The sequence below is a fragment of the Roseobacter sp. YIN89 genome (assembly GCF_057219365.1).
Genome location: NZ_JBXVVD010000001.1, coordinates 418,478 through 445,146, shown reverse-complemented (window position 1 = coordinate 445,146; position 26,669 = coordinate 418,478). Strand labels below are relative to the sequence as shown.

Sequence of the window (26,669 nt, the reverse complement as noted above, 5' to 3'; positions counted from 1 at the left end):
CACCAAAACCGGCAAAAATGCCGTCGGCGTATTCAAAGAAATTCGCCCCAACAGAGAGGAAGAAAATGACATTTCTAAACCGTACCGGGAAGCCACTGCCCCAAGCTGTGGTCGACTCGGCCAGCAAGATTGAAAACGACGCGATCTCACGTCGTGAGTTTCTTGCGACAGCAAGCGCATTCGGCGCCACCGCGGCGACAGCCTACGCAATGCTGGGCATGACAGCCCCTGCGGCCCGCGCTGGCGGCCATCAGGCTGGCGGCACCGTCCGTATCCAGCAAGAGGTCCGCGCTCTGAAAGATCCCCGCACCTATGACTGGTCGCAAATTGCGAACTTCAGCCGTGGCTGGCTTGAGTATCTCGTCACCTACGAGAACGACGGTACCTTCCGTCCATCCCTGCTTGAAAGCTGGGAAATCAACGACGATGCGACAGAGTACACGTTGAATGTCCGCAAGGGCGTCAAGTGGAACGATGGCGCCGACTTTACTGCCGAAGATGTTGCCCGCAACATCGAAGGCTGGTGCGAGAAGGATCTTGAAGGTAACTCCATGGCGGGCCGCTTTGGCACGCTGATTGACGAGAATACCGGCAAGGCGATCGACGGCGCGATCCAAGTGGTCGACAGCCACACCGTCAAGCTGATGCTGCCAAAGTCCGACATCTCACTGATCCCCGGCATGGCAGACTACCCCGCCGCTATCGTGCCTGCGTCTTACGACGCCGCTGACCCGATGGCCAACCCGGTCGGCACAGGTCCGTACCTGCCAGAGATGCTCGAAGTCGGTGTAAAAGCCGTACTGGTGAAAAACAACGAGCACACATGGTGGGGCACCGAGGTTTATGGTGGTCCGTATCTCGACACCATCGAGTTCATCGACTACGGCACCGACCCGTCGGCGTTTGTGGCCGCAGCCGAAGCCGAAGAGATCGACATGACATACTCGATCGAAGGCGACTTCATCGACATCTTCAGCACATTGGATGGCTGGGTCGAGAACTCGATCGCGACCGCCGCGACCATCGTCATCCGCCCGAACCAGCTGGCGGAAGTCGACGGTATGCAGCCCTACGCTGACAAGCGTGTTCGCAAGGCGATACAAATGGCCGTCGACAATGCGGTTCTACTTGAACTCGGCTATGCCGGACGTGGCATTGTGGCTGAAAACCACCATGTTGGCCCGATGCACCCTGACTACGCAGAACTGCCCGCACAACCGCATGATCCTGCGGCCGCCAAGGCTCTGATGGACGAAGCGGGCATGGGCGATTTTGAACACGAGCTGTTCTCGATCGACGATGCGTGGCGCAAGGACACCACCGACGCGGTGGCAGCCCAACTGCGTGATGCGGGTATTCCGGTAAAACGGACAATCCTGCCCGGGTCGACCTTCTGGAACGATTGGGTCAAGTACCCGTTCTCGTCGACGAACTGGAACCACCGCCCGCTGGGCGTTCAGATCTGGGCGCTCGCGTACCGTTCAGGTGAAGCGTGGAACGAGTTTGGCTGGTCGAACGCGGAGTTTGACGCACTGCTGGACGAAGCGCTCGCAACAGCCGACACAGCCAAGCGCGCCGAGATCGTCAAGACTGGTTCCGCGATGATCCAGGAAGAGGGTGTTACGATTCAGCCTTACTGGCGCTCGCTTTACAACCACACCAAGGAAGGTCTGGTTGGCGGCGGCCACCACATCAGCTTTGAGATCCGCCCAGCCGAGATCGCCTGGACCTGATCACTGCATGAAATTGGGCCGCGGGAAACTGCGGCCCTTTTTACGTCTGGAAGGTGAGAAACAGGATGGAAACCGCACTTTTGTTCGCGCAACTGATTGGCACCGGTGCCTTGGCGGGATGGCTCACGCTGGGTGTCAGAGACAATATCCTGCACCCTTCGATCAACGAGACGTATACCGCGGAAGTCATGGACATGACCCGCATGCGCACCGAATACCCTGAAGTATTCGCACAGGTCTCTCATAGGGCAATATCGGACCGAAAAGTTCAGCAAACAGCTTTTCGCGCCGTCATCACGATAGAGCTTGTCGCTTCGGTACTACTCTGGGTCGGCGCGCTGTTTCTGTTTTTGGCGATGTTTGCGGCAGTTGCGCCTGACACCGCGCGAACCGTCGCTATCTTGGGCGCAAGTGCGTTTCTTGCGGTTTGGGCGGGCATGCTCATCGTCGGGAACTACTTTTGTTATTGGTTGTGTCACGAAGGCGCGCAAAATACACACTACCAGATGGCCCTGTGGGGCATCGGCACACTGATCCTGCTGGCTCAGGGCAATTAACGCCGCCACCAATCTGGCCTTTTGCATCCAAGCAGCGCGACCAGAATTTCACTTCGCTCGTCGGCACCATCTGATCCGCGCGCTTCAATAGTGCGACATGCGGCTTTGGTTTTTGCCACCAACCCGGCTTCGTCCAACTCATCGCGGGTCTGCCCCGCGAAATACGTCTCTTCGCGGATCAGGTCTTCGATCAGAGGGTCAGCCAGCGCGCCGCCGCTCTGGGTATAGCGGTAAAATCCCCAGCTTGTCTTGCGGCCAAGTCTGCCTTCCGCAACCATACGCGATAGTACGCTTTTGGCCGTCGCCGTCGTGACAATCGCGGCGACCCCATCCAGACCGTTTTGGTCCATGGTCAGGCAGGGCGGGCAAAACAATCCGGACGCCAACAGCGCATCATCCAGTTCCCAAGGCGAGCCGTGATAAAAAAGTATATCAGTGATTGCCGTCCAGAGCTGCGCCTGAACCGTCATACCTGCGGTCATTGATCCAGAAAGCCGTGCGATGCGATTACAGCCAAAAGATCGTTTAGCGATGTGCTTGCAGAGCGGTTCGAGGTATCAAGCTGCGCTTCGGCGCGCTCGTAATCAGCGGATCGGGTAACAAGCAGTTCGCGCAGTTGCGTCATCGCTTTGGGATTACCTGCCATTGGCCTGAGATCACCTTGGGCGCGGACCCGCTCCATATGTTCACCCGGTGTAGCGCGCAACCAGATCGTATGGCAGGATTTCAGTACGCTTTCGTATGTTTTTGGCGCAGCGACGATCCCGCCAGCGACGGCCAGGATAAACCGGTCATGTGCCGACAACACCTTCTCCAGCACTTCTGCCTCCAACCGCCGGTACCCGTCGGCTCCATATAGAGCCAATATTTCTGGCACCGGCATTTCGTTGGCAGCTTCAATTTCGGATGTCAGTTCGACAAAGCGAAGTCCGAGTGCCTCGCTCGCCATGCGCCCAAGCGTCGTCTTGCCGGCACCGCGCAAGCCGACAAGGCAAATGCGCCCTGCCCGCGAACGCGGGCTTCCCGGCGTCACTAACAAACGCCGCACCTCCGCCCGCACCGTCTCGGGCGCCGCTTGGTATCGGTTGGCGATCTGCATGGCCTCGCTGCCCGGTAATGGCACATCGGCGATAAGGTCTTCGGCACGGGTATCCAAGGCGGCCGCCACCCTTTGCAGCAAAGCGATGGAGATATTGCCCTCTCCGGCTTCAAGTTGAGCCAGATACCGCGGCGAGACACCGGACTTTTCAGACAGCACACGCCGAGGCATTTTTCGTGCCTTGCGCATTTCGCGCACGCGCACGGCAAGCCGCGACATAACATTTCTGGACGGATCGCTCTGATTAAAGGGCGCGGTCATTTGGGCCAGTTCCATTTCATTATACTGCGGATTTAGGCGGCTACCGTGGCTCGGCAACACTCTGCTTCGCACTATTTTGCAGAACTTCGCATCTAATAGGTCTCTACGTGAAATCGGCCCTCTTCGCGCATTTCGTTGCGTTTTTCGGCCCATGACAGGCCAACGCCCTTTGCAATATCAACTAATGCCGCTTCGACACCCTCTTCCATGTCCTTGCGCCCACAGATGTAGAGATGTGTTCTAGGTGCCTGCAAAAGTGCTGCAACGTCCGTAGCATGCAGGCGCATCTGGTCCTGTACATATTGCTTTTCAGCCTCCTTTTGGCGGCTGAATGCGAATACCTTCTTCAGAAAAGCATCCGGTACTTTCTTTAACGGGCCAAAGTACGGCAGATCCTGCGTGCTGCGCGCGCCAAAGAACAGCGTCATGCTGTTTCGCGCAGCGGGCATCTCACGCTGACGCCGCATTGTGAAAGCGCGGAACGGCGCCGAACCGGTACCGGTACAAATCATCAGGACATGCGCATCTGGATCGGACGGCAGCAGAAAGGTAGAGCCGAAAGGGCCCGTCACCTGAACTCTGTCGCCCTTTTTCAGGTCGCAAACGTAATTCGAACAAACGCCCTCGGCTTCACGTTTTACAGTAAGCGACAGGTTGCTGAAACCAGGTCTTTCGCCGTCGCGCGGGCTGGAAATCGAATACAATCGCGGAAGGTGCGGCTTGCCTTCCTTGTCAACGCCGGGGGCAATGACCCCGATACTCTGGCCTTCGAGAAATGGAAACGGCTCTTGCGCGAAGTCCAGCACGATGTGCCGAACATCGTTATCCGTCGCCGGATCGGTCAGCCGGTAGTTCCCCTGCACCGTCGCCGTAACAGGATGCGCCAGCGAATGCAGATTGATAACCGGTTTCGACGCACTTGCGGGCGCCATTGCTTTCCCGCCTGCTCCTTTGTGTGCTTCGGCCAGTAATTGCGCTACGGCGTCATCATGCGCCTCGATCCCGTCCCCCTGCTCAGCCTCAGCTGCGAAGTCGATATCTTCCTGTTCAGGAAGCTCTTCAAACGCGTATTGCTCTTCGAGACTGTATGGCGTTTCAACGACACGCCACTCGTCGATTGACCCTGTTGGGCAAACAGGGATGCAATCCATGCAGAAATTACACTTGTCAGGGTCGACAACCACATTTTGGTCGTCGTGTTCGATCGCGCCGATCGGACAGGTCATTTCGCATGTGTAACAGCGAATGCAGATTTCTGGGTCTATAAGGTGCTGCTTGACGGGTGCTGTCATGAACCTCTTGCGGAGCGCTGCAGCACCAACTCGGGCAACAGGGCAAGATCGAACAGTGCTTGGCACAGTCCTTTGCAATCCGCACAGCCGAGACAGTTCAGGGTTTGCTCACGCGCAGAATTTTGCGGTTGATGATGCATTGATCCGATCTCCTGATAAGTCGTTGCGAAGTGCGTTGACGCATGAGTATGCGCCAACACGGCGAAGTTTCTTTGATCTGGATCAAGCCATGTGGAGTTTCACGTATTCGAAATCACCCGGCTTGTTGTCGATACCGACTTTGGGTGGTGCGATCCACGAGGCATATTTTCCCGGTTCGAAACAAGGCTGCATCAGCGACTGGATAAAGTCGCCGTCAGCTTTGGTCGGAAGCCATTCATCGCGGCGCTTTTCCCACTCCTCGGACGACAGGATGTTGCCGTCAGGATCGACGGCAACGCTGGAAAATACTCCGATCTGACGGTGAAACCCTTCGTGCGGCAGTTTCAGCTCAAAGGATACGCCCGCCTTTTGAATCGCCTTGTTCCAGCGGCCCACACCGCCCGACGCGTCACGGATGTAATCGTCACGCAAGCGCATGTTGATGGCGGTCAGAGCGGGCACGTCTTGGGTGAGAATTTGGCCATCGGTGATCGATGTCACAGGATACGTGTCACTTTCCAGCCTATGATCGTCATCTATACGCAATTCCATGTATCGCCCCTTGATCCCTGCGTTGAACGCATTGGCCGCGTTGGTCGATACCTCTTGGCCAAAGAGGTCGAGGCTGAGGGTGTAGTGAAGGTTTAACTTTTTCTGGATTGTTGGCAGGTCAATCACACCCAAGTCACGTATCTTGTTAATGTCATATGGATCGCTGATGCCATTGGCGTTCATCGCTTCCAATGTCGCTTGAATCGTCCGACCAACACCGGTTTCGCCCACAAACATATGATGCGCTTCTTCCGTCAGCATAAACCGACAGGTCCGAGACAACGGGTCGAAACCTGACTGCGCAAGGCTTTCCAGCTGCATCTTTCCATCACGATCGGTGAAGTACGTGAACATGAAAAAAGACAGCCAGTCTGGTGTTTCTTCGTTGAATGCTCCCAGCATACGCGGTGCTTCTTCCGAACCGGATGAGCGGACAAGCAGATCATCCGCTTCTTCACGACCGTCCCGCCCAAAATATTTCTGAAGCAAGTAAACCATGGCCCACAGGTGGCGGCCTTCTTCTACGTTTACCTGAAACAAATTACGCATGTCATAGAGCGAAGGCGCTGTGAGACCCAAAAAGCGCTGCTGCTCGACCGATCCCGGCTCGGTATCGCCTTGAATGACGATTAAGCGTTTGAGAATGTTCCGGTATTCTCCCGGCACTTCCTGCCATGCCGGTTCGCCACAGTGTTCGCCCATCGGGATTTTGCGGTCTTCGACCGCGGGCGCGAGCAACACGCCCCAGCGATATTCCGGCATTTTAACGTAATCAAATTTTGCCCAACCCTTCGGGTCGACCGACACCGCCGTCCGGAGATAGACCATGCTTTCCTGAAAATTCTGCGGAATCAGATCATTCCACCAGTTGATGTACCCCGGATGCCATTTCTCTAACGCTTTCAGCACCTTTTTGTCGGATGACAGGCCAACGTTGTTTGGGATTTGACTGTCGTAGCTGACATTGATCAGGTCGAGCATTTCATGTCCTTTCACAAGTGCCGCCGCATTCAGGCGGTGCGGATTTCGGTTATCTTCAGACGCGGCCCTTGTCGTATTGCCCGCGCAAGCCGGTACCGTAGCGTTGCAGTGCCCCTTCCGGCCCTACTGCATTCGGTCTTTGGAATATCCAGTTCTGCCAAGCGGTCAGCCTGCCAAAGATGCGTGTTTCCATTGTTTCTGGCCCCGCAAACCTCAGATTGGCTTCCATTCCGGTGAGGGCATCGGGCGAAAAGCTCGCTCTTTCCTCGACAAACAGGCGGACCTCGTCTTCCCAATCGATGTCGTCGTACGCGTAGGTGACCAATCCGAATTCTTCGGCTGCTTCAGCTGCGAGAGCATTGCCAGTCTCGGCTTCAATGGAACTCAGCGCATCAGGATCGCCCCAAAACCGCGTTGCCAGACGGCTTATCCCATTGCCCATCGGATACCGCCCAAAATTGGCCTGCGTCAGTAGAACCGTTGCAAGCGGGCGGTCATCGTCGTCAAACGTATCCAGCATCATATAGCTGCGGTCTACCGACCAGAGAATCTCTGCCAGTACGCCGGCAAAGCACGAACCATGTTCGACCAAGGCGGCGGTGCTGCGCGCGGTCATGTCGAGCCGCTTCAAAACGCGTTTCCACAAGCACAAAACCTCATTCGCCAGCCAGTCATCATCGTTGGCCAGCAACAACGCCTCATGCGCCGCTACCTTGTCGGGATTTCCTTGGCTTTCAAAGATCAGCAACCCGATTTCCGGCTCGTTGCTGCGCAGATGCAAAATCGCGTCGTCCAACTCTCGGGCGCATCGCAGCAGCCATGCATCAGCGCCTTGCGCATGAAATTCAGCCACTGTGTCAGCAGCATCATCGCCGGGCCCGCTAATGCGCACGGTCGCAGTGCCAGCCGGCCTGTTGATGAGAACTTCGACGGTGGAATACACAACGCCGTCCGCAGAAAAATCTCTTTGCAGCGGTTTCAGTGCAATACCTTGCAGGTCACGCGGCTTGTTCGCCTGCGCGGCAAATGCCTGTGCGCGCGCGGCCACAGCATCTTCGAACTTTGCGTTGGGCACCACTTCGTCAACGAGTCGCCATTGCTGCGCTCTCTTGCCTTTTACGCCCTCTTCCAACGTGCAAAACACGTCCGCGAGGTCACGGCGCACGCCGCGCTTGTCCGTGACCCGCGTCAGCCCCCCGGTGCCCGGCAGTACCGCCAGAAGAGGGACTTCTGGCAAGGCCACTGACGAGGTGCTGTCGTCGGTCAGAATGATGTGGTTGCACGCAAGTGCAAGTTCATATCCTCCTCCGGCGCATGACCCGCGAACTGCCGCGACATACATCTGGCCGCTGTCCTCTAACGCGGCCTCGAATGCGTTGCGCGTCTCGTTTGTGAACTTGCAAAAATTGACTTTGTGCGCGTGGCTCGCACCACCCAGCATTCGTATGTTTGCTCCGGCGCAAAAGACCTTATCCTTGCCAGAGCGCAATACAACAACGCTGACTTCGGGGTGCTCAAAACGCAGACGCTGGACCACGTCCGCAAGCTCAATATCCACCCCGAGATCGTATGAGTTCAGCTTGAGAGCATATCCGTCGAACAACCCGCCATCTTCGTCGACGTCCATCGTGACATCAGCAACGCTGCCCTCAACCGAAACGCGCCAGTGGCGCATTGCGTCAGGATCGACCTGAAAGTCTATTCGGCTTGGCATTACTCAACTCCGGCGCAGCGCATCAGGCTTTCGGCACTATGGCCACGACGGGCCAAAAATTGCAATTTAACGCGTATGCGCTTTCAAATAGGCGCATTAAATTGCACTTCTCACCATTTCGCGCGTTTCATTAACCTTATCGAGTATGCTGGACACTTTCTGACCAAGCGTCGGTTCGGCTTGCGGGCAACGGGAAAGGTGGGTTTCGACCATTTCGCACAAACGGTTTGCGGCGCGGGGCAGCCCCATGAGTATCTTGAGACGTGCGTTTGCAAGCTGAATGATCGCCAGCACCATGTCACGTTCGGGACTAGGGTCCTTGGTTTGCATCCAGACAGCCTCGAGAACCTCATGGCACTCCCAGTAATAGCCATTTTCCAGATATTTCAGACCGGCCTTGAACGCCCGCGTGCGATCCAGTTCCGCCGGCTTGACGTCCGGCGTGACCGACGCCTTGATCTCGTCAAACCACGCATCCGGATGACGCGGACTACGCCCCGGCACGTAGACGTGCGGCGGCAGGGGTATGTCGTCTGAAAGATCAGCCAAGGACGACCTCGACCTGTTCGATCCTGCGCAATCGCGCCGTAAACTCCACAACCGCAGCCATTAACGCGTCGGGCGCTTCTGTGTGTGGTGCGTGTCCGCAGCCTTCGAGAATGGCGGTCTCGAGCGGCGAATAGATACGCGTTGCAATTTCTTCGACCTGCGCCAGCGTACCATACGGATCTGCGTTACCCTGCACTGCCAGAACGGGGATGCGCAGATGGTCGATACAATCAGCGACGTTCCAGTCTTTAAAACCCGGTGCTGTCCACGCATCGTACCAGCCGCGAAATGCCACATCCACATGGCTGTGGTACCGCTCCAAACGGGCGCGCAGATCACCCTCTTCAAACGCGCGCCCGGCTTCGCGGATCGCTTGCAATCCACCTTCTTCGGTGAAGAAGTGCGGTGCAATGAGAACCAGCCCGCGTACTCGGAGATCGCTGACCGATCCTGCGTAAATGGCAGCAATCGTGGCCCCGTCTGAATGTCCCATAAGAACAACATTGTCCAAGCCCGCCGCATTGATAACGTCAGCCAAGGTGACTGTTGCTTCACGGGTCATGTAGTCCAAGGGCCGGGGCAGCGGCGCAGGATCGGAACCGCCGTACCCCGCGCGAGAATAGACCAGCACGCCATAACCTGTTTCATCGGCAAGGCGTTGCGGCAAATCTCGCCACAGAGCGATGCAGCCCAAGCCTTCATGCAAAAGTACAATCGTCGGCGCGTCTTTTGGGGCAGGCCCGTAACAGGCGTATTCCAGATTGTGACCACCGGCGCGCAGCATCAATCCCGGTGCGGAAGTCCATTCAAAACTCATTCTTCTGCCTCGCGCAGTTTGAACCGCTGGATTTTTCCGGTCGCGGTCTTTGGCAGGTCATCCACAAAATCGATCCAGCGTGGGTATTTCCACGTGCCGACACGTTCTTTGACATATTCCTGTAACGCGCTGCAAAGCCCCTCGGACCTTGCATCACGAAGAACAATAAAAGCTTTTGGCTTTTCCAGACCATCCTCGTCCTGCTTTGCGATGACGGCCGCTTCAAGAACGGCGGGATGACTGGACAGAGCCTGCTCCACTTCGAACGGCGACACCCAGATGCCCGATACCTTGAACATGTCGTCGGTGCGGCCGCAGTAAATATAACGCCCGTCGGGCCTCTGTTCGTATTTGTCGCCCGTATGGGTCCAGGCACCTTCGAATGTTGCTTGCGACTTGCGTCGCTGGTTCCAGTAGCAAGCCGCAGAAGACGCGCCGCTGACGACCAACTCACCGATCTCTCCGGTTTCGACTTCTTCGCCGTTATCACCCACGAGGCGCATTTCGTAACCGGGTACCGGCGTGCCAGATGTTCCATAGACAACGTCGTCCGGTGCGTTACTCAGAAAGATGTGAAGCATCTCCGTGGATCCAACGCCGTCGAGGATCGGCACGCCAGTGTGGTCCTGCCATCTCTTACCCACATCCTCCGGCAATGCCTCACCCGCGGACACCGCACGTCGCAAGGGCGCATCGGGGCGCCCGGATTTATCCATTTCCGCGTTCATCGCAGCAAAAAGTGTTGGCACGCCGTAAAACACGGTTGGCTTCTCGGCGTTCAACGTATCAAGCATGTCTTGCGGCGTCGGGCGCCCCGGAAACAGCACAGCCGTGGCACCAACGGCGAGCGGGAAGGTGAGTGCGTTCCCCAAGCCGTAGGCAAAAAACAACTTGGCTGCTGAAAAGACGGTGTCCTCTTGCGACAACTGCAAAATATGAGCGCCGTAGGTATCAGCAGTCGCGCGCAAGCTGGCGTGAACGTGGGCAACACCTTTGGGCTGACCGGTGGAGCCGGACGAATACAGCCAGAATGCCACCTCGTCGGCGGACACGGGCTGCGTATCCAACCGCTCCGCGCCTTTGACGAAAGCGTCATACTGCGTTGTTTCAGGCTCATCCCCGCCACCAATGACGATAATTTGGCGCAGATAGGGATTGTCATTAAGGATCGGCGCAACGGTTTCGTAGAGAGCCGCAGAAACAAAGAGACAAACCGCACGGCTGTCTCTCAAAATGTGATCGTAAACAGACGCCGTAAGCAACGTATTCACCGGGATCGGTATAACCCCTGCTTTCAGCGCACCGAAAAAAATCTGCGGAAACTCCAGCGTATCATGGACCAGCACAGCGACGCGTTCTTCGCGGCGAACACCGGCGCGGCGCAGGCTACCTGCACACTGCGCCGCCCCTTTGGCCAGATCGTGATAGGAAAGTGTACGTCCGCTCCCGGCTTCGCGATACGCGATCCTGTCTCCGCGCCTCTCCTCCAGATGGCGGTCGACAAAATAGCTCGCTGCGTTTTCGGCGATGCTGGTCACGAATCCCTCCCAAGATTCAGCGGACGACACCGATGCCATCCTGCATGAGGCATTTCACGCCGCAAGCAATCAGCGCCAGTTGTGCACTTTAATGCCAATACGCGAGGCGTCAGGGTAATAAGAACAGCGTGATGGCGGGGAACGCAACAAGGAGAACAACCCGCAGAATGTCAGACCCCACGAAGAACAGGACTGCCTTGTAGGTTTCCGTCATGGGGGTTTCGCGGTCCATCGCATTGATAATGAAAAGGTTCATTCCAACAGGGGGCGTGATCAGGCCCACTTCAACCACGATGAGCACCAAGATGCCGAACCAGATTGCCACCTGTTCAGTCGTCAGGCCGAAATCCATCGCCGAAATAACCGGGAAGAAGATCGGGACCGTCAAAAGGATCATTGAAAGGCTATCCATCAGGCAGCCAAAAATCAGGTAAAACACCAGTATGACAGAGAGCACAAACCACGGGCTAAAGCCTTGGCCCAGAACCCAGTCCGCCATGAACTGCGGCACCCCGGACAGTGCAAGGAACCCGTTGTAGAAGCTCGCACCGAGAACGATAAAGAAGATCATCGCGGTCGTACGGGCCGTGCCTAGCAGCGCTTCGACAAAGGCTGACCGGTTCAAACTACCTGAAAGCAGCGCAACGAGGCCAGTTCCCGCCGCGCCAATGGCGGACCCCTCCGTAGGTGTAAACCAGCCAAGGTAGATACCGCCGACCACAACGCCAAAGATCACGAGCACCGGCCATGTTGCCCCCAGTGCACGCCAGCGTTCGGCCATGGGGACAGCGGCGCGCGTGCCGGCTGAGGCAGGGTAAAGGCGCACATAGACGGAGATCGTCAACATATACCCGAGCGCGGCCAGAATACCCGGAATAAAGGCCGCCAGAAATAGTTTGGCGATGTTCTGCTCGGTGATTATCGCGTAGATCACGAGGATAACAGAGGGCGGGATCAGTATGCCCAAGGTACCGCCCGCAGCGAGCGTGGCCGTCGAAAAGCCACCGGAATAGCCGTATCGGCGCAGTTCAGGCAGCGCAACTTTGGACATGGTGGCGGCAGTTGCGAGTGACGACCCGCAAATGGCCCCGAAACCGGCACAGGCGCCAACAGCGGCCATCGCAACCCCGCCACGCCGGTGGCCCAGAAAGCTTTCTGCCGCACGGAAAAGCGACGACGACATACCGGACAGAGTCGCGAATTGACCCATCAGCAGGAACATCGGAATGATACTGAGCGAGTAGCTTGAAAATGTTGTGTAGGTCTCGGATTTCAGCTTGGCCAGCAGCGGTGTCGGATTGCCGTTCATCGCGTAGTACCAACCACCGAAACCGCACAATAGCATGGCCAAGCCGATTGGGGCCCGAAGAAAAACCATTACGAGCAATACCGCAAAAGACCAGAAGCCAAGCTCAAGCCGGCTCATGTCCGCAAAGGGTAAAAGATCGAGTATCAGGTCCATTGCCGCATCACATGTTTGGCAGGATCACGCGGCCGGTCGCAGCTTCGACCAAACGCATGGCGGCACAGTAGAGCGCAACGATACAGGTCACCACCGAGGCCGCAAAGCTGGCCGCGTAAGCCCACCAGACCGGGAATTGCAAAAACAATGTGGTCTCGCCATTGCCGTAATAGCGTTGTACGCCGCCGAACAATTGAACCGTGATCAGTAACAGGGCCGCGGTCAGCGCCAATTCCCAAAAACACATGATCGCACGGGTAATGCGGATTGGCAGGCGAGACGTGAACACATCCACCGTCGCATGCCCGGTATAGAGCTGGCAGATCGGGAAAAAAGAAAATATCGCAAAGGCCACACCTGCTTCGAGCAGTTCATAACTGCCGTTCACCTCACCTATCCCCAGATCCAGCAGCCATTGCGAAACGCTGCCGAAAGCGGACTGTGCAAAATCGCCATGCAGCCATTTGTTGACAGATCGGCCGATGATCGAAGCGGTCGTCAGAAGAATGAGCCCAACCAGAACGAGGCCACCAATAATCGCAGTGGCCCGCGCAAGTAGTATCATGGCCTTGTGCATTCACGCGCTCCGGCGGTTGGGTGCAAAAAAGCCCGCGGCCGGGTTTGGCCGCAGGCTTGGGTTCTTTCAGCTTACTCGGTGTATTTGTCGATCAACATCCGGGCTTCGTCGATCAGCGCCTGCCCGTCGATGCCTTTCTCGTTCATCTCGGCAACCCACTCGTCGTAGATCGGTTGTGCAACTTCCTTCCAGACTGCGGTTTCTTCCTCGTTGAGCGTCACGATATTATTACCGCGGTCAGCTGCCAACTTGCGTGCCGGCCCGTCACTATCGGCCTGCGTGCCACCTGCGAAAACCGAAAACTCCAGCCCAGAGTTGTCGTCGATCACCTTTTTCAGGTCATCGGGCAAACTTTCGTAGCGGTCCTTGTTCATCGCCAAAACAAAAGTGAGCACATAAAGAGCGTTGCCGGTGAACTCTGTGTGGTTGGTCACAAGTTCCGGCACCTTCAGCGCAGCCGTGACTTCCCACGGGATCGTTGTGCCGTCGATCACCCCCTTGGACAGCCCTTCGGGAACCGCGGGTACAGGCATGCCAACCGGTGTGGCACCGACTTTTTCAAGCAGGGCGTTCGCCAATCGCGAGCCGCCACGTATTTTCATGCCTTCCATGTCAGATGGCGTGCGAATTTCCTTGTTGGCGTGGATCAAACCAGGTCCGTGAACCCATGTGCCAAGGATATGCACGTCCTTGAATTCGGTGTCCTTCATATGCTTTTCAAACATTTCCCAATACGCGCGAGATGCGGCACGCGCGTTGGTCATCATGAAAGGCAGTTCGAATACCTCGGTGCTGGGGAAGCGGCCGGGCGTGTACCCGACAACTGTCCAAACGATATCGGCAACACCGTCGATTGCCTGATCCATCAGCTCCGGAGGTTTGCCACCCAGTTGCATGGACGGGTAGCGATCAACTTTGATACGACCGCCGCTGTCCTTTTCGACATTGTCCGCCCACACGTCCAGCACCAGCTTGGGTACGTTGGCTTGCGGCGGCAGGAATTGGTGAAGTGTCAGCGTCACGTCCTGCGCTGCAACAGGTGTCGACCCGATGCCGACCGCCAACGCGGCGCTCGCGGCCATACTCAAAAAACCTTTGCGTGAGATCATTTGCGTTTCCTCCCTGAAACTGGTCACGCTGCGTAATCCGCAGTCTCTGACTCTGAAATCTGCTTAAATTGCTAAGCGAAGACGCTGCCGTTGTCACCCGTGTTTGTAACTATCAGGCAGAGCCAGCCACTGCGATTTGCAAACAGTGGCTCGGGGAGGAAGGAGGGTGGTGGCGTTAGGTGGACTTGAACCACCGACCTAACGATTATGAGTCGTTCGCTCTAACCAACTGAGCTATAACGCCATCGGAGCGTGCACTATGACAGGCACGCTGGTACGTCAAGACCGAAACAGCGATTATTGCTCGCGAACCGCGTCAATCATGCGCTGCACGTTGTCAGGGTCCGCATCTGGCGTGATCCCGTGGCCCAAGTTAAAGATATGCGGCCCGCCGGAGAATGCTTTTACGATCTGCTTGGTTTCGGCGACCAAAGGCGCTCCGCCCGTGACCATGTGGCTTGAAGCAAGGTTTCCCTGAACGCAGCCGTCATTTTGGACATGCTTGGCAGCCCACTCTGCTGACACGGAGTTGTCCAGAGCCACGCAATCCACGCCAGTCGCTTTGGCGAAACCAATATAACCATCGCCCGCTTCCCGAGGGAACCCGATCACCGGAATACCGGGGTGGCGCTCTTTCAACGCCGCAGTAATCACCCGCGCTGGTTCGACTGCATATTTGCGAAAGTCGTCCCCCTTCAGAGATCCGACCCAACTGTCAAAGATCTTGACGACCTCCGCTCCTGCATCGATCTGCCGGGACAAATAAGCAATGGTGCCTTGTGTGATCCGGTCCAGCAAAGCTTCAAAGAGCGGTCGGTTTTCATCTTTCAGAGCATGTGCGGGCCCTTGATCCGGTGTGCCGCGCCCTGCAATCATGTAGGTGGCAACTGTCCACGGCGCACCGGCAAAACCGATCAGTGTCGTTTCACTTGGCAACTCGCGTCGAAGGATGCGCACCGTCTCGTAAATCGGGCCCAGTGTCTCGTCGATGTCGTCAACCGGACCCAGCTTGTCGAAATCTGCTTGCTCGGTAATCGTCGACAGCCGCGGCCCTTCACCGGTCACAAACCACAATTCCGCGCCCAGCGCTTGCGGCAGCAGCAAAATGTCAGCGAACAGGATTGCAGCGTCGAACCCGTATCGGCGGATGGGCTGCAGCGTGACCTCGGCGGCAAGTTCGGGATTATAGCACAGGGACAAAAAGTCTCCCGCCTGCGCTCGCGTGGCCCGATACTCTGGCAGGTAACGCCCGGCTTGGCGCATCATCCAGATGGGCGGCACCGCTTGGCGCTCACCAGCAAGTGCACGCAGGATTGTTTTGGTCTGGCTCATCGCGTGATTTCCGTCTTTCATGTCGCCCTACTTGCTTCTACCGTGAGATTCTCAATCATTCCAGTTGTCAGTTTAAGTTGACACATTTAAAAGATAAACCCATGACAGTGCATCTTCCGACCCCCGACACGCCCCTCAAGATTGGAACGCGCGGCTCACCGCTCGCGCTCGCCCAAGCCTACGAGACCCGAGAAAGACTGTGCAAGGCGCACGACTTAGGCGAAGATGCCTTCGAGATTATCGTCATCAAAGTCACCGGCGACGCAATCCAGGACCGTCCCCTCAAGGACATCGGCGGCAAAGGGCTTTTTACCCGCGAAATCGAAGAAGACTTACTGTCAGAAAAAATTGACATCGCGGTTCACTCGATGAAGGATATGCCGACGGTCCAGCCCAACGGCCTGATCCTCGATACCTATCTGCCCCGTGAGGATGTGCGCGACGCTTTCGTCTCACCAAAGCTCTCTGCATTGACGGAGCTTGCGCAGGGCGCTGTTGTCGGCACTTCGAGCCTGAGACGTCGCGCACAATTACTGCATCGCCGCCCGGATCTTCAGGTGGTCGAATTTCGCGGGAATGTCCAAACCCGCCTGAAAAAACTCGCCGATGGGGTGGCCGAATGTACCTTCTTGGCGGCAGCCGGCCTGAACCGTCTGGCGATGGACGACGTGCCAGCCACCCCCATCGATACGAACGATATGCTGCCTGCTGTGGCACAGGGCGCAATTGGGATTGAGAGGCGTCTCGACGACGAGAATACCCAAGGCTTGCTGGCCGCGATCCATCATCACGAGACTGGAAAACGTCTCGCGGCTGAGCGCAGCTTTCTACTCGAACTCGATGGCTCTTGCGAAACCCCAATCGCCGGGCTTGCCACCCTTGAAGGTGACCAACTCACGCTGCGCGGAGAGGTCTTGCGGCCGGACGGGTCCGAGGCATTGTCAGGTGCGCGCCAAGGTCCGGTCAGCGATGGCGCCGACATGGGGCGCGATCTCGCACAGGAGCTTTTGTCACGCGCTTCGACTGACTTCTTCGACTGGCACTGACCGCAGCTTCTTTGTCTTGAAAATATTTATGGGGAAGCCTGAAAGGCCGGCGGCAAGGCCGCCTAAATCCATTTTGCCAATGGTGGCAAGCTCATCAGAACCGCATTTGCATCATGTCCGGTTTCAAGGCCGAATTTTGTCCCGCGGTCATAAACGAGGTTGTATTCGGCATAAAGCCCGCGGTGAACCAACTGTGCATCCTTGTCAGCACCATCCCATTCCTGCGTCCTGCGTTTACGCACTAGCGGAATATAGGCAGGCAAAAACGCCCGGCCGATGTCTTGCGTCAGCGAAAAATCCGCCTCCCAATCACCACTGTTGTGGTCATCCATGAAAATGCCACCAACGCCACGCGCACGGTTGCGATGTGGCACATAAAAATACTCGTCCGCCCATGCCTTGAGCTTGGGATAGAGTTCTGCATCGTGAGGATCCAGGTGATCGCGCTGCGTGGCATGAAAGTGTTGCGTATCTTCCTCGTATTCAATGCACGGGTTCAAATCCGACCCGCCACCAAACCACCAGGCGTGCGGCGTCCAGAACATGCGCGTATTCATGTGAACGGCTGGGGCATGGGGGTTTTGCATGTGAGCGACAAGGCTGATGCCAGATGCCCAGAACCGAGGATCTTCCTTCATCCCCGGAATACCTTTTCGTGCGGCCATCGCCATCTGAGCGCGCTCACCCAAGGTGCCATACACCTCTGACACGTTGACACCGACTTTTTCAAAAACACGGCCGCCACGCATAACGCTCATCAACCCGCCACCAGCGTCAGACCCGTCATCGGCATGCCTTTTTGTTTCCGTGACTTCGAAGCGCGCAGGCGCGGCGTCCGACAGGGGGCCCTGCGCATGGTCATCCTCTAATTTTTCGAAGGCCGCGACGATGTCGTCGCGCAAGCTGCGAAACCATGCAGCGGCACGGCGTTTTTCAGTGGCAAATTCTTGAGTCATTAGCAGGCCTAAAGTGTCATTTTTTTCTGACACCCAGTCTTAACCAGCTTTGAGAAGACTGGCAAAGCAGAATTCTCAATGTGCTGGTGCGGAGACAACATCCAGCAAACTGCGCCCACCGTCGACGGTAATTACCTCACCCGTCATAAAGCCCGAGCTTTCTGCCGCAAGAAACTGCACCGCATCGGTAAGCTCTGCGGGGCCTGCAATTCTGCCCAGCGGCGTATGCGACGTGATGTCTTCGCGCCAGTCACTATGTTCCACGACCGATGACTTCAAAGAGGCGCTCATCACCGAGCCAAACGCAACGGCGTTGACCCTGATCCGCTCTGGTGCCAGCGCCAGCGCCATCGAGCGGGTCATCTGTTCAAGCGCAGCAGAGGCAATCGAATATCCCATCAATTCAGGGCGCGTATTGCGCGAAGCGATCGAGCTGAGATTGATGATCGAGCCAAGCTGCCCTTCTGGCTGATCGCTGCCTTGCTTGATCATGCGCTTTGCAACTTGCTGGGTAAGATGGAGCGCGGTCATCAGATTTTGCTCCAACAATAGTGCAACAGAGGTGTCTTCGACATCCAGTGCATCTGTCTCCATCACCTGACGTGACGCGTTCACCAGAATATCAACGCGGTCAAATCCGTCGATCGTGGCTGACACAAGATTGGCTATGGTCAGCCTTTGCCGCAGATCGCCTGCGAAATAGCGCAAATTTCCGTCATCAGAAACATCACGCCACTCTTCGCTTAGCTTCTTTTCATCCATATCCGCGCACATAACGTTGGCGCCACGGTCAGCGAACTGGCGCGCGATCGCCAGCCCGATACCATTTGCGGCACCGGTGACAATCGCGGTTTTACCGTTAATCGAAAATGACATGGTCTTCCTTTCTTCCGGCTGCTCTGCCGTCAGCCGCGGCGACCCGCAGTGCGTACCGGACGAGATGCGTGAAAGAGCTTGAAGCGATTATCGCCGCCCACGTCCAGTACTTTTGCAAAGTGACGTTGCAGCGTTTCTTCGTAGGGCAGGTGACGGTTAGCAACCATCCATAGGCTCCCGCCCGTGGTCAGCGCACCAGCCGCAGCCCTGGCAAACTCCTGTCCCAAACCGGGATCGGCCGCGCGGCCTTTGTGAAACGGGGGGTTCATAACCACAGCATCCAGCTTTTGCGGCGGATGCCATGCGCCAACGTCCGACCAGTGATAATGCGCCCGCGGGTCAGTGACATTCCGGCGGGCGCACTCTAACGCCATGTGGTTTGCTTCGACCAAATGCACTGCCTCGACGCTTTCGCGCGTCAGGATGTGTGCTGAGAGATAGCCCCACCCAGCCCCAAAATCTCCAACCTGACGCCCGAGCGTATCTGGCAGTGACGAGACCAATAGGGCAGATGCAGGATCAACCGCGTCCGCCGAGAATACGCCCGGTGCGGTCCAGAAGCCCCCAGTTGTCAGTTGTGGCCCGGCGCGCCAGTCCTCAAAAGCATCCGGCATGGGGTGCGCGCACCAGAATAGCTTTCCATGCGCCTTCGAGATCGGACCCGATACAGGCAACAGTTTGCGCATATTCTTAAGCAGGCTGTCCACGCCATCGGTCTTTTGACCGTCAATCAACACCGGCCCGGCAGTCGCATGCATTGCGTCTGCGATCATTGCACGAGCGTCTGCTTTGGCACGAGGCAAACAAACAAGCACCGCGCTATATTCATTCACCATAGAGACAGTCGCGTTAAAACCCCGCGCGCGCCACGCGTCATGCGAGGGTTTGAACCCATCAACAATCTCGATGTCATAGTCTTTCAGGATATCAAGCACGGCATCGGCCGGTGGGTTCACCACGGCGATAACGCCATCGCGTGGCAGCGCCAGCGCGTGCTCTTCTAGGGCCAAGGCCAGTCGCGTATCTATCACGCAGTTATTCTTCTTTTTCCATTGTGCATTGCAACGGGTGCTGATGCCGTCGTGCAAAATCCATTACCTGCGCGACCTTGGTCTCGGCGATTTCGTGACTGAACACGCCAACAACCGCGACGCCCTTTTTGTGCACCGTCAACATGATTTCGAACGCCTGAGCGTGATTGAGGCCAAAGAAACGCTCCAGCACATGCACGACAAACTCCATTGGCGTAAAATCGTCATTAAGCAGCAAGACCTTGTAAAGCGGGGGTCGCTTGGTCTTGGGCTTGGTCGCCGTCAGAATTGACGCGTCTCCGTCATCCTCTGACTTGCTGGACATAATCAGGGCGTCTAGGTTCATTGCTGATCCTGGATTGGCTACATGGAATTCCGTTAGAGCGTCTATATAACCTCTCAAGGCGATTAGGGAAGGGTCTGCTTGCATGTCGCGACATCTTACAACGATTGGTTTCGATGCAGACGACACTTTGTGGGATAACGAGCGATTTTTTCAACTTACGCAAGCGCACTTTGCTGAACTGCTTTCAGAGTATACCGACGAAACGACACTGATGGCGCGCCTGCTCGAAGCAGAGCGTCGTAATCTGGGTCACTATGGCTTTGGAATCAAAGGCTTCACGCTGTCGATGATCGAAACGGCAGTCGAAGTGACCGACGGATGCGTTACCGGTCGGGAAATATCCGAAATCCTGTCGGCGGGCAGAGAAATGCTCCGCCATCCGGTGGATCTTTTGCCCTTTGCGCGCGAAGCTGTTGAAGCAGCAAAAAGAACCCATCGCGTTATTCTAATCACGAAAGGCGACCTGCTCGATCAGGAACGCAAACTGGCACAATCAGGACTGGGTGAACTATTCGACGGTGTTGAAATCGTATCGGACAAGACGGCAGGCGCCTATCACACCATCTTTTCACGGCTGGGAGACGGCGTAGACCGAGGAATGATGGTCGGCAATTCTATGAAATCTGATGTACTTCCCATGATCGAGGCCGGCGGGTGGGGCGTATTTGTTCCGCATGGTCTGGAATGGGAGATCGAGGCGGCCCCTGCTCCCCGTATGGCGCGACGGTATCGTGCTTTGGAAAACCTATCCGGCCTGCAAGAGCTGATTGCTGAAATTGACAGCTAAAGGGTGTCAATAATTAAGCTTGGTGTTGCTTCACGGAAACTTAATGAGACCCGGTCTAATCTTACGCTTTATTGCATAAAATACTTGTGCTAGCGTTCTCGCTAATAAAGCACGCTGGGCAAATCCGGCGGCATGAGGCAGAAAAGGCGGAAATCATGAAGGCACGGCGCTCTTGGCCGGCCCGGTACGGGCTATTTGTATTCGCAGCACTCTGGATGCTGGTTATCCTCCCACTCAGCGCAGCAGCGGCACCCTACGCCGCAGTCGTGATGGACGCGAGAAACGGCAAAATTTTGCACTCCCGCAACGCAGATACACGTCTGCACCCTGCATCTTTGACCAAGATGATGACGCTCTACATTGCTTTTCAGGCGGTTGAGAACGGCGAAATTTCTCTCGACACGAAAGTTAAGATTTCCCGACACGCCGCGTCAGAGCCGCCCTCCAAACTGGGTTTGAAATCGGGACAGCGCATCGCTTTTCGCTACCTGATCCGTGCAGCTGCGGTGAAGTCGGCGAACGATGCCGCCACGGCAATCGGTGAGGCGCTGGAAGGGTCTGAAGCAGCCTTTGCCCGCCGTATGAACCGCACTGCCAAGGCACTTGGCATGTCGCGCACCACATTCAAAAACGCTCATGGCCTCACTGAAAAAGGCCATATGTCGACGGCCCGCGACATGACCATTCTCGGTCGGCATGTTCTGTATGACTACCCGCAATACTATAATCTCTTCTCGCGCAGATCGACACATGCAGGTGTACGTAACGTGGCCAACACCAACCGGCGCCTGCTGGCAAACTACCGCGGTGCAGACGGGATCAAGACAGGCTACACGCGCGCGGCAGGCTTTAACCTTGTGTCCTCGGCAGAGCGCGGCAACGAGCGTATCATCGCAACGGTTTTTGGCGGAACATCAACATCCGCGCGCAACAAACGCATTGCCGAACTGCTGGACATGGGGTTCCAAAGGGCACCTTCGCGGGTGGCCCTGCGCAAGCCCAAAAAACCTGCGTATTCACCCGGCGGCGGCGTCCGGTTTACGCAGGTTCTGACAGCCAGCCTACGCCCAAAGGCACGCCCGGTTGACGCTCCGCGCCTTGCATCCGTGGACGCCCGCGACATCGTGGCCGCTGTGGAAGCAGCACAAAAGCCCGCCGCAGTCCCGGCAGCCGCAGCCGCCAGCACAAGTGGCATTCTTGACACCGACATCACTTCGGCTCTGACAGCGGCACAAGAACCAAAAGCCGATCCGCAATCCGTGGCGAAGCCAACCGCATCAACTGCGGGCAAGGGGGTGCTGGTGTCTCTGAGGCCTTTGGTCAGGCCCGGCCAAGATGACGAAACCGCCCAGAACGGCGCTGTCCCTGTTCAAAACGAAGTCGTGACGCGCTTGTCGACGTCGGGCGGCCGCCAATGGGGCGTCAACGTTGGCCAGTACAGCAGCAGATATCTGGCGGAAAAAGCTTTGCTGAAAACAGCGCTGGCAGAAATCTCAACCCTCGACGGCACGTTGCGCAAAGTGGTCAAACGCCCGACAGGGTTTGATGCCAACTTTCTCGGTATGAGCGAGGAAAGTGCGCAGCTGGCGTGTCGCCGTTTGGTCGCGCGAAACATCGAATGCTCTACTGTCGGACCTTCGTAGTTTCGATCAGTCCGGCTTTGGGCGGTCGTCGAATTCATCGCTGAGAATGCGACGGCTGTCACCTTCTGGGTCGTCATATTGACGACTTCGCAGGGTATATACAAAGCCCCATAGGCCCAATCCGCCAAGAACAAGCGAAATCGGAATAAGGTAGGCCAATACATTCATGTGCGTTTGCGCCCCAGTCGCAGAGCATTGAGCGAAACGGTGAGCGATGACGCCGACATCGCTAATGCCGCAATCAGCGGAGTGGCGAGCCCGGCTACCGCCAGCGGGACCGCCACAACGTTGTAAATCGTCGCGATTCTGAAGTTCTCAGATATCCGTTTACGGGCCACACGCGCCAGATCCATTGCGTCGGCCACCGGCTCCAGATCATTTCCAAGCAACACGATGTCTGAGGCAGCCCGCGCGGCATCAAGTGCCTGAGCAGGGCTGATTGATACATGTGCCGCCGCGAGCGCGCCGGTATCGTTCAAACCATCCCCCACCATCAGGACTTTGCGACACTCATCCTTGGCCAACTTTGTGATGTAGCGAAGTTTTTCTTCCGGGAGCATGTCTGACTTGAAGCTGCCAATTCCCAGCGTCTTGGCAGTATCCGCTACGGGGCTGTTGCGGTCTCCCGACAACAACATCACCTTTATACCTCGCGCGGTCAGCCGTGCGACCAGCGCGCGCGCACCCGGCCGCAAACTGTCCTGAAACGCGATGGTAAAGGCACGGCCATCACCCAGATCAAGCGCGCTGCTCACGCCGGGTGTCTGCGGCGCGGCATCGATCCAACTCGCGCGACCCAATCGCACTTGGCGACCTTCGAAATGTGCTCGGGTGCCGAAACCCGCTTGCTCGGTTACTTCGTCCAAAACCGCGGGCGTAACACCGGCATCCCTGCCGCAATTGGCGATCGCCAGCGACAGAGGGTGTGATGATCCTTGCGCCAACGCGACCGCGATGCGTTGCGCCTCTTTTGGCAGCGTGTGCCAATTGGTCACCTTTGGTGCGCCCATGGTGACCGTGCCGGTCTTGTCAAAAACGACGGTGTCTACCTCTGCCAGACGTTCAAGCGCTGTTGCATTCTTGATGAGAAGCCCCTTGGCAAAAAGCCGGCCCGATGCAGCGGTTGTCACCGCTGGCACAGCAAGGCCCAACGCACATGGACACGTGATAATCAAAACCGCAGCCGCGATATTCAGCGAGACGCGCATGTCTCCTGACCATATAAGCCATCCAAGAAAGGCCAGTGCCGACAGAATGTGTACACCGGGCGCATAAAGCTTCGCTGCTTGATCAGCGAGGGAGGTGTAACGCGACCGACCACTTTCCGCGATGGCGACCAGCGCACTCAGCCGGTGCAAAGAACTGTCCCTGCCGACAGCGGTCGCGCGCAGCGTCAGCGGCCCGGTCAGATTGATCTCGCCTGCGCTCATGGTATCGCCCTGCGCACGGGACACCGGCATCGTTTCCCCGGTCAGGGCTGAGCGGTCAACCTCGGAGGCCCCTTCGACAATCATCCCGTCGACGGGCGCACGAGCGCCCGGGCGCACCAGCACCAGATCATCGACGCGGAGTGCTGCCAAAGCCACTTCTGACGGCTTTCCGTCAACCAGCTTGAGCGCGCGCGGAACTTCAAGTGCGGTGAGTTCTTCGGCAGCCGACCGCGCAGCAGAGCGCGCCCGCGCATCCAGCCAACGCCCCGCCAGCAGGAAGAACGTCAGCGCCATGGCGGCATCAAAATATGCGTGTTTACCGGACAGGCCGGTTTCCCACAACGATGTGACGACGGCCAATGCAATCGCAAGGCTGATCGGGACATCCATATTCAGCTTTCCAACGCGTAGAGCGTGCCACGCGTTGCGGAAAAACGGCTGTGCGGAAAACGCCAGCGCGGGCAGCGTAATCGCCGCTGAAATCCAGTGGAATAGATCGCGCGTCGCATCTGCCGCACCCGACCATACCGCAACTGACAGCAGCATGACGTTCATCGCAGCAAATCCGGCAACGGCCAGACGCATCAGGATATCGCGGCTTGCAGCATCGGTACGGGTCTGGTTCAGCGCGCCTGTATCCAGTTCATGCGCCTCGAACCCGGCTTGGCTGACACATGCGATCAGTTCCGCGGCCGTCACCTCGGGTGCGGCGTCGATCATCACCCGCTTGCGTGTCAGATTGACCCGTGCAGCTTGCACGCCGGGCTGCGCGAGCAACGCTTTTTCGACCTTTGCGATACAGGACTGGCAGTGGATTGTGGGCAAGGAAAGCGCGATCTGCGCATCAACGACAGGCGGTTCGACCCGTTGCGCTGGTGCTGCAAGACATCCCGGGCAACCCGCTGTCGTATTTGTGCTCAGTGCGTTCAAGACTTGTCCTTGACCACGTGCAACACGACACGCTGGCGGAAAATCGTCCCGTCACTTGCTTCCGCCTGCATGCGGATGTTCCAATTTCCGGGCGACAAGGCTGCCTTGGCCACGTAGCGGTGCCCATCGAACCTGAAATCAGGCGTGCTGTCGTCACGCACATGCGTGGCACGGCCAAGAGTAGCTTGCAGCTTTGCTGCCTCTACGGGCGCACCCGCGGCGTCTGTCAGACTGAGAATGACCTCACCATCCTGTGCCTGCGCACTGACCGACCACCCGAGGCTTTCCTGCGCGGATCGATCTACATCAAAGCTCTGGCTCGCCACGTAGGAATTCTTCACCTCCAGACCAGGAAAGGTGCTGACAGCGCTATAGGCGAGCAGGAGGTTGACCGCGATAATGATGCTGAATGCACCGCCAAAGATAGCTGCCACGTGGCGCCCTGTCAGTTGCTTTGTCATTTCAGCCTCCTGTGCCATTGAATGTGCTGTCCTTATAGGCCCGGTCACCGTTGGTCAGATCCTCGATCCAGAAACGCACATCCGTCAACCCACCTGATGCAGGGGCGGACGTGGGGGGCGCGATCACGTATACGCGCTGCGCCAGGCTTTGATCCGCAGGAACCTCGACTGACCCGTAAGGAGTGCCTTCGAGCTGTATGCGCAGTGTCGGGTCGCCCTGCACGGTCAGTCGGAACAGGCGTGGATCGTTGTTCTTGTTGCGCACCCGAATGTCGTACGTGTTGCGGATCGATCCGTCAGACAGAGTTACAAAAGTCGGGTTTCTTACCGGAGCAACGGTTACCTCGATGTCCGCGCGCACGAACAATGCGACCAAAAGAGCAAGACCAACAGCAGCCCACAGAGCAGTATAGAGCATTGTCCGCGGCCGGAAAATATGCTTCCAGGTTGGCCTTGGCGCTGCGCCGCCGCGTTCCAATTCTTCATCAGACAGAGCTATGTAGTCGATTAGCCCGCGCGGTTTTCCGATCTTTTCCATCACGTCATCACAGGCATCAATGCAAAGCGCGCAGGTGATGCATTCGAGCTGCTGCCCGTCGCGAATATCGATCCCCATGGGGCACACATTCACGCAGGCCATGCAATCGATACAATCTCCCATCTCTGCGCCTTGCTTTACGGCCTCAGAGTGCTTGCGTGGCTCACCGCGCCATTCACGATACGCCACGGTCAGTGTGTCTTCATCCATCATGGCGGCCTGGATGCGCGGCCATGGGCACGCGTAGACACAAATCTGTTCGCGCGCGAACCCGCCGAACACAAAGGTCGTCGCTGTGAGAATTGCGACCGTAATATACGCAACAGCCGCTGCCTGACCGGTAAACAGGTCGACAAACAGCGTTGGAGCATCGGCGAAATAGAACACCCACGCCCCGCCAGTTGCCACTGCAATCAAAAGCCAAAGCGTCCACTTGGTGAGCCTGAGCCGTAGTTTGCGGAAATCCATCTTCTTTTGACGGTGCAGCCTCAGCCGGGCGTTTCGATCCCCTTCGATCCAACGCTCCACAAGGATAAACAAGTCCGTCCAAACGGTTTGCGGGCAAGCATACCCGCACCAGACCCGGCCCAATGCCGAGGTGAACAGGAAAAGGCCCAGACCTGCCATTATCAAAAGGCCGGCTACAAAATAGAACTCATGGCTCCAGATATCGATCCAGAAGAAGTAGAAACGGCGGTTCGCAAGATCGAGCAACACCGCTTGATCGGGCAGATCAGGGCCTCTGTCCCAGCGAATCCACGGCACCGCATAGTAGATGCCCAGCGTGATCGCCATGATGACCCACTTGAGGTTACGGAAATACCCCGACACGCGGCGCGGAAAGATCGGCTCGCGCGCGGCGTAGAGGCTGGGAGGGTCTACTTGATCAGACAAGAAACTGCCTTTCAGAA

General features: G+C 57.1%; 25 protein-coding genes and 1 tRNA gene. 5 read left to right on the top strand and 21 right to left on the bottom strand.

What is annotated here, in order from left to right; all coding sequences use genetic code 11:
* The first annotated feature begins 65 nt into the window (after positions 1 to 65).
* Positions 66 to 1,733, top strand: coding sequence for an ABC transporter substrate-binding protein (locus tag AC2D8V_RS02215; protein WP_484731876.1), 1,668 nt, complete (start codon positions 66 to 68; stop codon positions 1,731 to 1,733).
* 65 nt (positions 1,734 to 1,798) lie between these two features.
* Positions 1,799 to 2,290, top strand: coding sequence for a DUF2165 domain-containing protein (locus AC2D8V_RS02210; protein ID WP_484731875.1), 492 nt, complete (start codon positions 1,799 to 1,801; stop codon positions 2,288 to 2,290).
* On the opposite strand, the gene AC2D8V_RS02205 is transcribed toward AC2D8V_RS02210, so the two are convergent.
* From AC2D8V_RS02205 to hemE, 13 genes are all read right to left on the bottom strand, one after another.
* A complete protein-coding gene (locus AC2D8V_RS02205; protein WP_484731874.1) occupies positions 2,287 to 2,772 on the bottom strand; it encodes a 3-hydroxyacyl-CoA dehydrogenase family protein in 486 nt (161 codons plus the stop codon). The genes AC2D8V_RS02210 and AC2D8V_RS02205 overlap by 4 nt on opposite strands.
* Positions 2,769 to 3,650, bottom strand: a complete 882-nt coding sequence (locus AC2D8V_RS02200) for a helix-turn-helix transcriptional regulator (protein WP_484731873.1) — start codon at positions 3,648 to 3,650, stop codon at positions 2,769 to 2,771. Before AC2D8V_RS02200 ends, AC2D8V_RS02205 begins: the two co-directional genes overlap by 4 nt.
* A gap of 92 nt (positions 3,651 to 3,742) precedes the next feature.
* Complete coding sequence (boxA, locus tag AC2D8V_RS02195; RefSeq protein ID WP_484731872.1) at positions 3,743 to 4,942, bottom strand: benzoyl-CoA 2,3-epoxidase subunit BoxA; 1,200 nt, start codon at positions 4,940 to 4,942, stop codon at positions 3,743 to 3,745.
* 222 nt (positions 4,943 to 5,164) lie between these two features.
* Positions 5,165 to 6,616 carry a benzoyl-CoA 2,3-epoxidase subunit BoxB gene (boxB, locus tag AC2D8V_RS02190; protein ID WP_484731871.1) on the bottom strand — a complete coding sequence of 484 codons (1,452 nt, stop codon included), beginning with the start codon at positions 6,614 to 6,616 and terminating at the stop codon, positions 5,165 to 5,167.
* A 55-nt stretch (positions 6,617 to 6,671) separates the two neighbouring features.
* Complete coding sequence (gene boxC / locus AC2D8V_RS02185; RefSeq protein WP_484731870.1) at positions 6,672 to 8,330, bottom strand: 2,3-epoxybenzoyl-CoA dihydrolase; 1,659 nt, start codon at positions 8,328 to 8,330, stop codon at positions 6,672 to 6,674.
* A gap of 96 nt (positions 8,331 to 8,426) precedes the next feature.
* On the bottom strand, positions 8,427 to 8,879 hold the full coding sequence (locus AC2D8V_RS02180; RefSeq protein ID WP_484731869.1) for a DUF309 domain-containing protein: 453 nt from the start codon (positions 8,877 to 8,879) through the stop codon (positions 8,427 to 8,429).
* Positions 8,872 to 9,696 carry an alpha/beta fold hydrolase gene (locus AC2D8V_RS02175; protein ID WP_484731868.1) on the bottom strand — a complete coding sequence of 275 codons (825 nt, stop codon included), beginning with the start codon at positions 9,694 to 9,696 and terminating at the stop codon, positions 8,872 to 8,874. Before AC2D8V_RS02175 ends, AC2D8V_RS02180 begins: the two co-directional genes overlap by 8 nt.
* Positions 9,693 to 11,234 carry a benzoate-CoA ligase family protein gene (locus tag AC2D8V_RS02170; RefSeq protein ID WP_484731867.1) on the bottom strand — a complete coding sequence of 514 codons (1,542 nt, stop codon included), beginning with the start codon at positions 11,232 to 11,234 and terminating at the stop codon, positions 9,693 to 9,695. The genes AC2D8V_RS02175 and AC2D8V_RS02170 overlap by 4 nt, the downstream gene beginning before the upstream one ends.
* Before the next feature lie 109 nt (positions 11,235 to 11,343).
* On the bottom strand, positions 11,344 to 12,660 hold the full coding sequence (locus AC2D8V_RS02165) for a TRAP transporter large permease (RefSeq protein ID WP_484732646.1): 1,317 nt from the start codon (positions 12,658 to 12,660) through the stop codon (positions 11,344 to 11,346).
* 43 nt (positions 12,661 to 12,703) lie between these two features.
* Positions 12,704 to 13,273, bottom strand: coding sequence for a TRAP transporter small permease (locus AC2D8V_RS02160; protein ID WP_484731866.1), 570 nt, complete (start codon positions 13,271 to 13,273; stop codon positions 12,704 to 12,706).
* Between the two features lie 71 nt (positions 13,274 to 13,344).
* Positions 13,345 to 14,382 (bottom strand): TRAP transporter substrate-binding protein, encoded by a 1,038-nt coding sequence (locus AC2D8V_RS02155; RefSeq protein ID WP_484731865.1) that lies wholly within the window; start codon positions 14,380 to 14,382, stop codon positions 13,345 to 13,347.
* 167 nt (positions 14,383 to 14,549) lie between these two features.
* A tRNA-Met gene (locus tag AC2D8V_RS02150) sits at positions 14,550 to 14,626 on the bottom strand.
* A gap of 53 nt (positions 14,627 to 14,679) precedes the next feature.
* On the bottom strand, positions 14,680 to 15,714 hold the full coding sequence (gene hemE / locus AC2D8V_RS02145; RefSeq protein ID WP_484732645.1) for a uroporphyrinogen decarboxylase: 1,035 nt from the start codon (positions 15,712 to 15,714) through the stop codon (positions 14,680 to 14,682).
* 101 nt (positions 15,715 to 15,815) lie between these two features.
* On the opposite strand from hemE, the gene hemC reads away from it, so the two are divergent.
* Entirely contained in the window at positions 15,816 to 16,760 is a 945-nt protein-coding gene (gene hemC / locus AC2D8V_RS02140; RefSeq protein WP_484731864.1) for a hydroxymethylbilane synthase, read from the top strand.
* 62 nt (positions 16,761 to 16,822) lie between these two features.
* Here hemC and hemF read toward each other — a convergent pair whose 3' ends face one another.
* The 4 genes from hemF to clpS form a co-directional block, all read right to left on the bottom strand.
* The gene (gene hemF / locus AC2D8V_RS02135) at positions 16,823 to 17,716 is read right to left on the bottom strand and encodes an oxygen-dependent coproporphyrinogen oxidase (RefSeq protein WP_484731863.1); all 894 of its coding nucleotides are present in this window, start codon (positions 17,714 to 17,716) and stop codon (positions 16,823 to 16,825) included.
* A 75-nt stretch (positions 17,717 to 17,791) separates the two neighbouring features.
* The gene (locus tag AC2D8V_RS02130) at positions 17,792 to 18,592 is read right to left on the bottom strand and encodes an SDR family NAD(P)-dependent oxidoreductase (protein ID WP_484731862.1); all 801 of its coding nucleotides are present in this window, start codon (positions 18,590 to 18,592) and stop codon (positions 17,792 to 17,794) included.
* 29 nt (positions 18,593 to 18,621) lie between these two features.
* On the bottom strand, positions 18,622 to 19,623 hold the full coding sequence (locus AC2D8V_RS02125) for a class I SAM-dependent methyltransferase (RefSeq protein WP_484731861.1): 1,002 nt from the start codon (positions 19,621 to 19,623) through the stop codon (positions 18,622 to 18,624).
* A 4-nt stretch (positions 19,624 to 19,627) separates the two neighbouring features.
* Positions 19,628 to 19,969, bottom strand: coding sequence for an ATP-dependent Clp protease adapter ClpS (gene clpS, locus AC2D8V_RS02120; RefSeq protein ID WP_484731860.1), 342 nt, complete (start codon positions 19,967 to 19,969; stop codon positions 19,628 to 19,630).
* A gap of 82 nt (positions 19,970 to 20,051) precedes the next feature.
* Here clpS and AC2D8V_RS02115 point away from each other — a divergent pair, with 82 nt between their 5' ends.
* Together AC2D8V_RS02115 and AC2D8V_RS02110 are read left to right on the top strand one after the other, a co-directional pair.
* Positions 20,052 to 20,756: an HAD family hydrolase gene (locus tag AC2D8V_RS02115; RefSeq protein ID WP_484731859.1), complete on the top strand. Its 705-nt coding sequence runs from the start codon at positions 20,052 to 20,054 to the stop codon at positions 20,754 to 20,756.
* Between the two features lie 155 nt (positions 20,757 to 20,911).
* Positions 20,912 to 22,399, top strand: coding sequence for a D-alanyl-D-alanine carboxypeptidase family protein (locus tag AC2D8V_RS02110; protein ID WP_484731858.1), 1,488 nt, complete (start codon positions 20,912 to 20,914; stop codon positions 22,397 to 22,399).
* A 6-nt stretch (positions 22,400 to 22,405) separates the two neighbouring features.
* Here AC2D8V_RS02110 and ccoS read toward each other — a convergent pair whose 3' ends face one another.
* The 4 genes from ccoS to ccoG are packed head-to-tail and all read right to left on the bottom strand — an operon-like array spanning position 22,406 to position 26,652.
* Positions 22,406 to 22,567, bottom strand: coding sequence for a cbb3-type cytochrome oxidase assembly protein CcoS (gene ccoS, locus AC2D8V_RS02105; protein ID WP_484731857.1), 162 nt, complete (start codon positions 22,565 to 22,567; stop codon positions 22,406 to 22,408).
* Positions 22,564 to 24,759 (bottom strand): heavy metal translocating P-type ATPase, encoded by a 2,196-nt coding sequence (locus AC2D8V_RS02100; protein ID WP_484731856.1) that lies wholly within the window; start codon positions 24,757 to 24,759, stop codon positions 22,564 to 22,566. Before AC2D8V_RS02100 ends, ccoS begins: the two co-directional genes overlap by 4 nt.
* Positions 24,756 to 25,220, bottom strand: a complete 465-nt coding sequence (locus tag AC2D8V_RS02095) for a FixH family protein (RefSeq protein ID WP_484731855.1) — start codon at positions 25,218 to 25,220, stop codon at positions 24,756 to 24,758. The genes AC2D8V_RS02100 and AC2D8V_RS02095 overlap by 4 nt, the downstream gene beginning before the upstream one ends.
* 1 nt (position 25,221) lies before the next feature.
* Positions 25,222 to 26,652, bottom strand: coding sequence for a cytochrome c oxidase accessory protein CcoG (gene ccoG / locus AC2D8V_RS02090; RefSeq protein WP_484731854.1), 1,431 nt, complete (start codon positions 26,650 to 26,652; stop codon positions 25,222 to 25,224).
* Between the last annotated feature and the right edge of the window lie 17 nt (positions 26,653 to 26,669).

What these genes read in the sequence shown, in the direction of transcription:
- AC2D8V_RS02215 (WP_484731876.1), top strand. Translation starts at nt 66, where the DNA reads ATGACATTTCTAAACCGTACCGGGAAGCCACTGCCCCAAGCTGTGGTC.
- AC2D8V_RS02210 (WP_484731875.1), top strand. Translation starts at nt 1,799, where the DNA reads ATGGAAACCGCACTTTTGTTCGCGCAACTGATTGGCACCGGTGCCTTG.
- AC2D8V_RS02205 (WP_484731874.1), bottom strand. Translation starts at nt 2,772, where the DNA reads ATGACCGCAGGTATGACGGTTCAGGCGCAGCTCTGGACGGCAATCACT.
- AC2D8V_RS02200 (WP_484731873.1), bottom strand. Translation starts at nt 3,650, where the DNA reads ATGACCGCGCCCTTTAATCAGAGCGATCCGTCCAGAAATGTTATGTCG.
- boxA (WP_484731872.1), bottom strand. Translation starts at nt 4,942, where the DNA reads ATGACAGCACCCGTCAAGCAGCACCTTATAGACCCAGAAATCTGCATT.
- boxB (WP_484731871.1), bottom strand. Translation starts at nt 6,616, where the DNA reads ATGCTCGACCTGATCAATGTCAGCTACGACAGTCAAATCCCAAACAAC.
- boxC (WP_484731870.1), bottom strand. Translation starts at nt 8,330, where the DNA reads ATGCCAAGCCGAATAGACTTTCAGGTCGATCCTGACGCAATGCGCCAC.
- AC2D8V_RS02175 (WP_484731868.1), bottom strand. Translation starts at nt 9,696, where the DNA reads ATGAGTTTTGAATGGACTTCCGCACCGGGATTGATGCTGCGCGCCGGT.
- AC2D8V_RS02165 (WP_484732646.1), bottom strand. Translation starts at nt 12,660, where the DNA reads ATGAGCCGGCTTGAGCTTGGCTTCTGGTCTTTTGCGGTATTGCTCGTA.
- AC2D8V_RS02160 (WP_484731866.1), bottom strand. Translation starts at nt 13,273, where the DNA reads ATGCACAAGGCCATGATACTACTTGCGCGGGCCACTGCGATTATTGGT.
- AC2D8V_RS02155 (WP_484731865.1), bottom strand. Translation starts at nt 14,382, where the DNA reads ATGATCTCACGCAAAGGTTTTTTGAGTATGGCCGCGAGCGCCGCGTTG.
- hemE (WP_484732645.1), bottom strand. Translation starts at nt 15,714, where the DNA reads ATGAGCCAGACCAAAACAATCCTGCGTGCACTTGCTGGTGAGCGCCAA.
- hemC (WP_484731864.1), top strand. Translation starts at nt 15,816, where the DNA reads ATGACAGTGCATCTTCCGACCCCCGACACGCCCCTCAAGATTGGAACG.
- hemF (WP_484731863.1), bottom strand. Translation starts at nt 17,716, where the DNA reads ATGACTCAAGAATTTGCCACTGAAAAACGCCGTGCCGCTGCATGGTTT.
- AC2D8V_RS02130 (WP_484731862.1), bottom strand. Translation starts at nt 18,592, where the DNA reads ATGTCATTTTCGATTAACGGTAAAACCGCGATTGTCACCGGTGCCGCA.
- clpS (WP_484731860.1), bottom strand. Translation starts at nt 19,969, where the DNA reads ATGAACCTAGACGCCCTGATTATGTCCAGCAAGTCAGAGGATGACGGA.
- AC2D8V_RS02115 (WP_484731859.1), top strand. Translation starts at nt 20,052, where the DNA reads ATGTCGCGACATCTTACAACGATTGGTTTCGATGCAGACGACACTTTG.
- AC2D8V_RS02110 (WP_484731858.1), top strand. Translation starts at nt 20,912, where the DNA reads ATGAAGGCACGGCGCTCTTGGCCGGCCCGGTACGGGCTATTTGTATTC.
- ccoS (WP_484731857.1), bottom strand. Translation starts at nt 22,567, where the DNA reads ATGAATGTATTGGCCTACCTTATTCCGATTTCGCTTGTTCTTGGCGGA.
- AC2D8V_RS02095 (WP_484731855.1), bottom strand. Translation starts at nt 25,220, where the DNA reads ATGACAAAGCAACTGACAGGGCGCCACGTGGCAGCTATCTTTGGCGGT.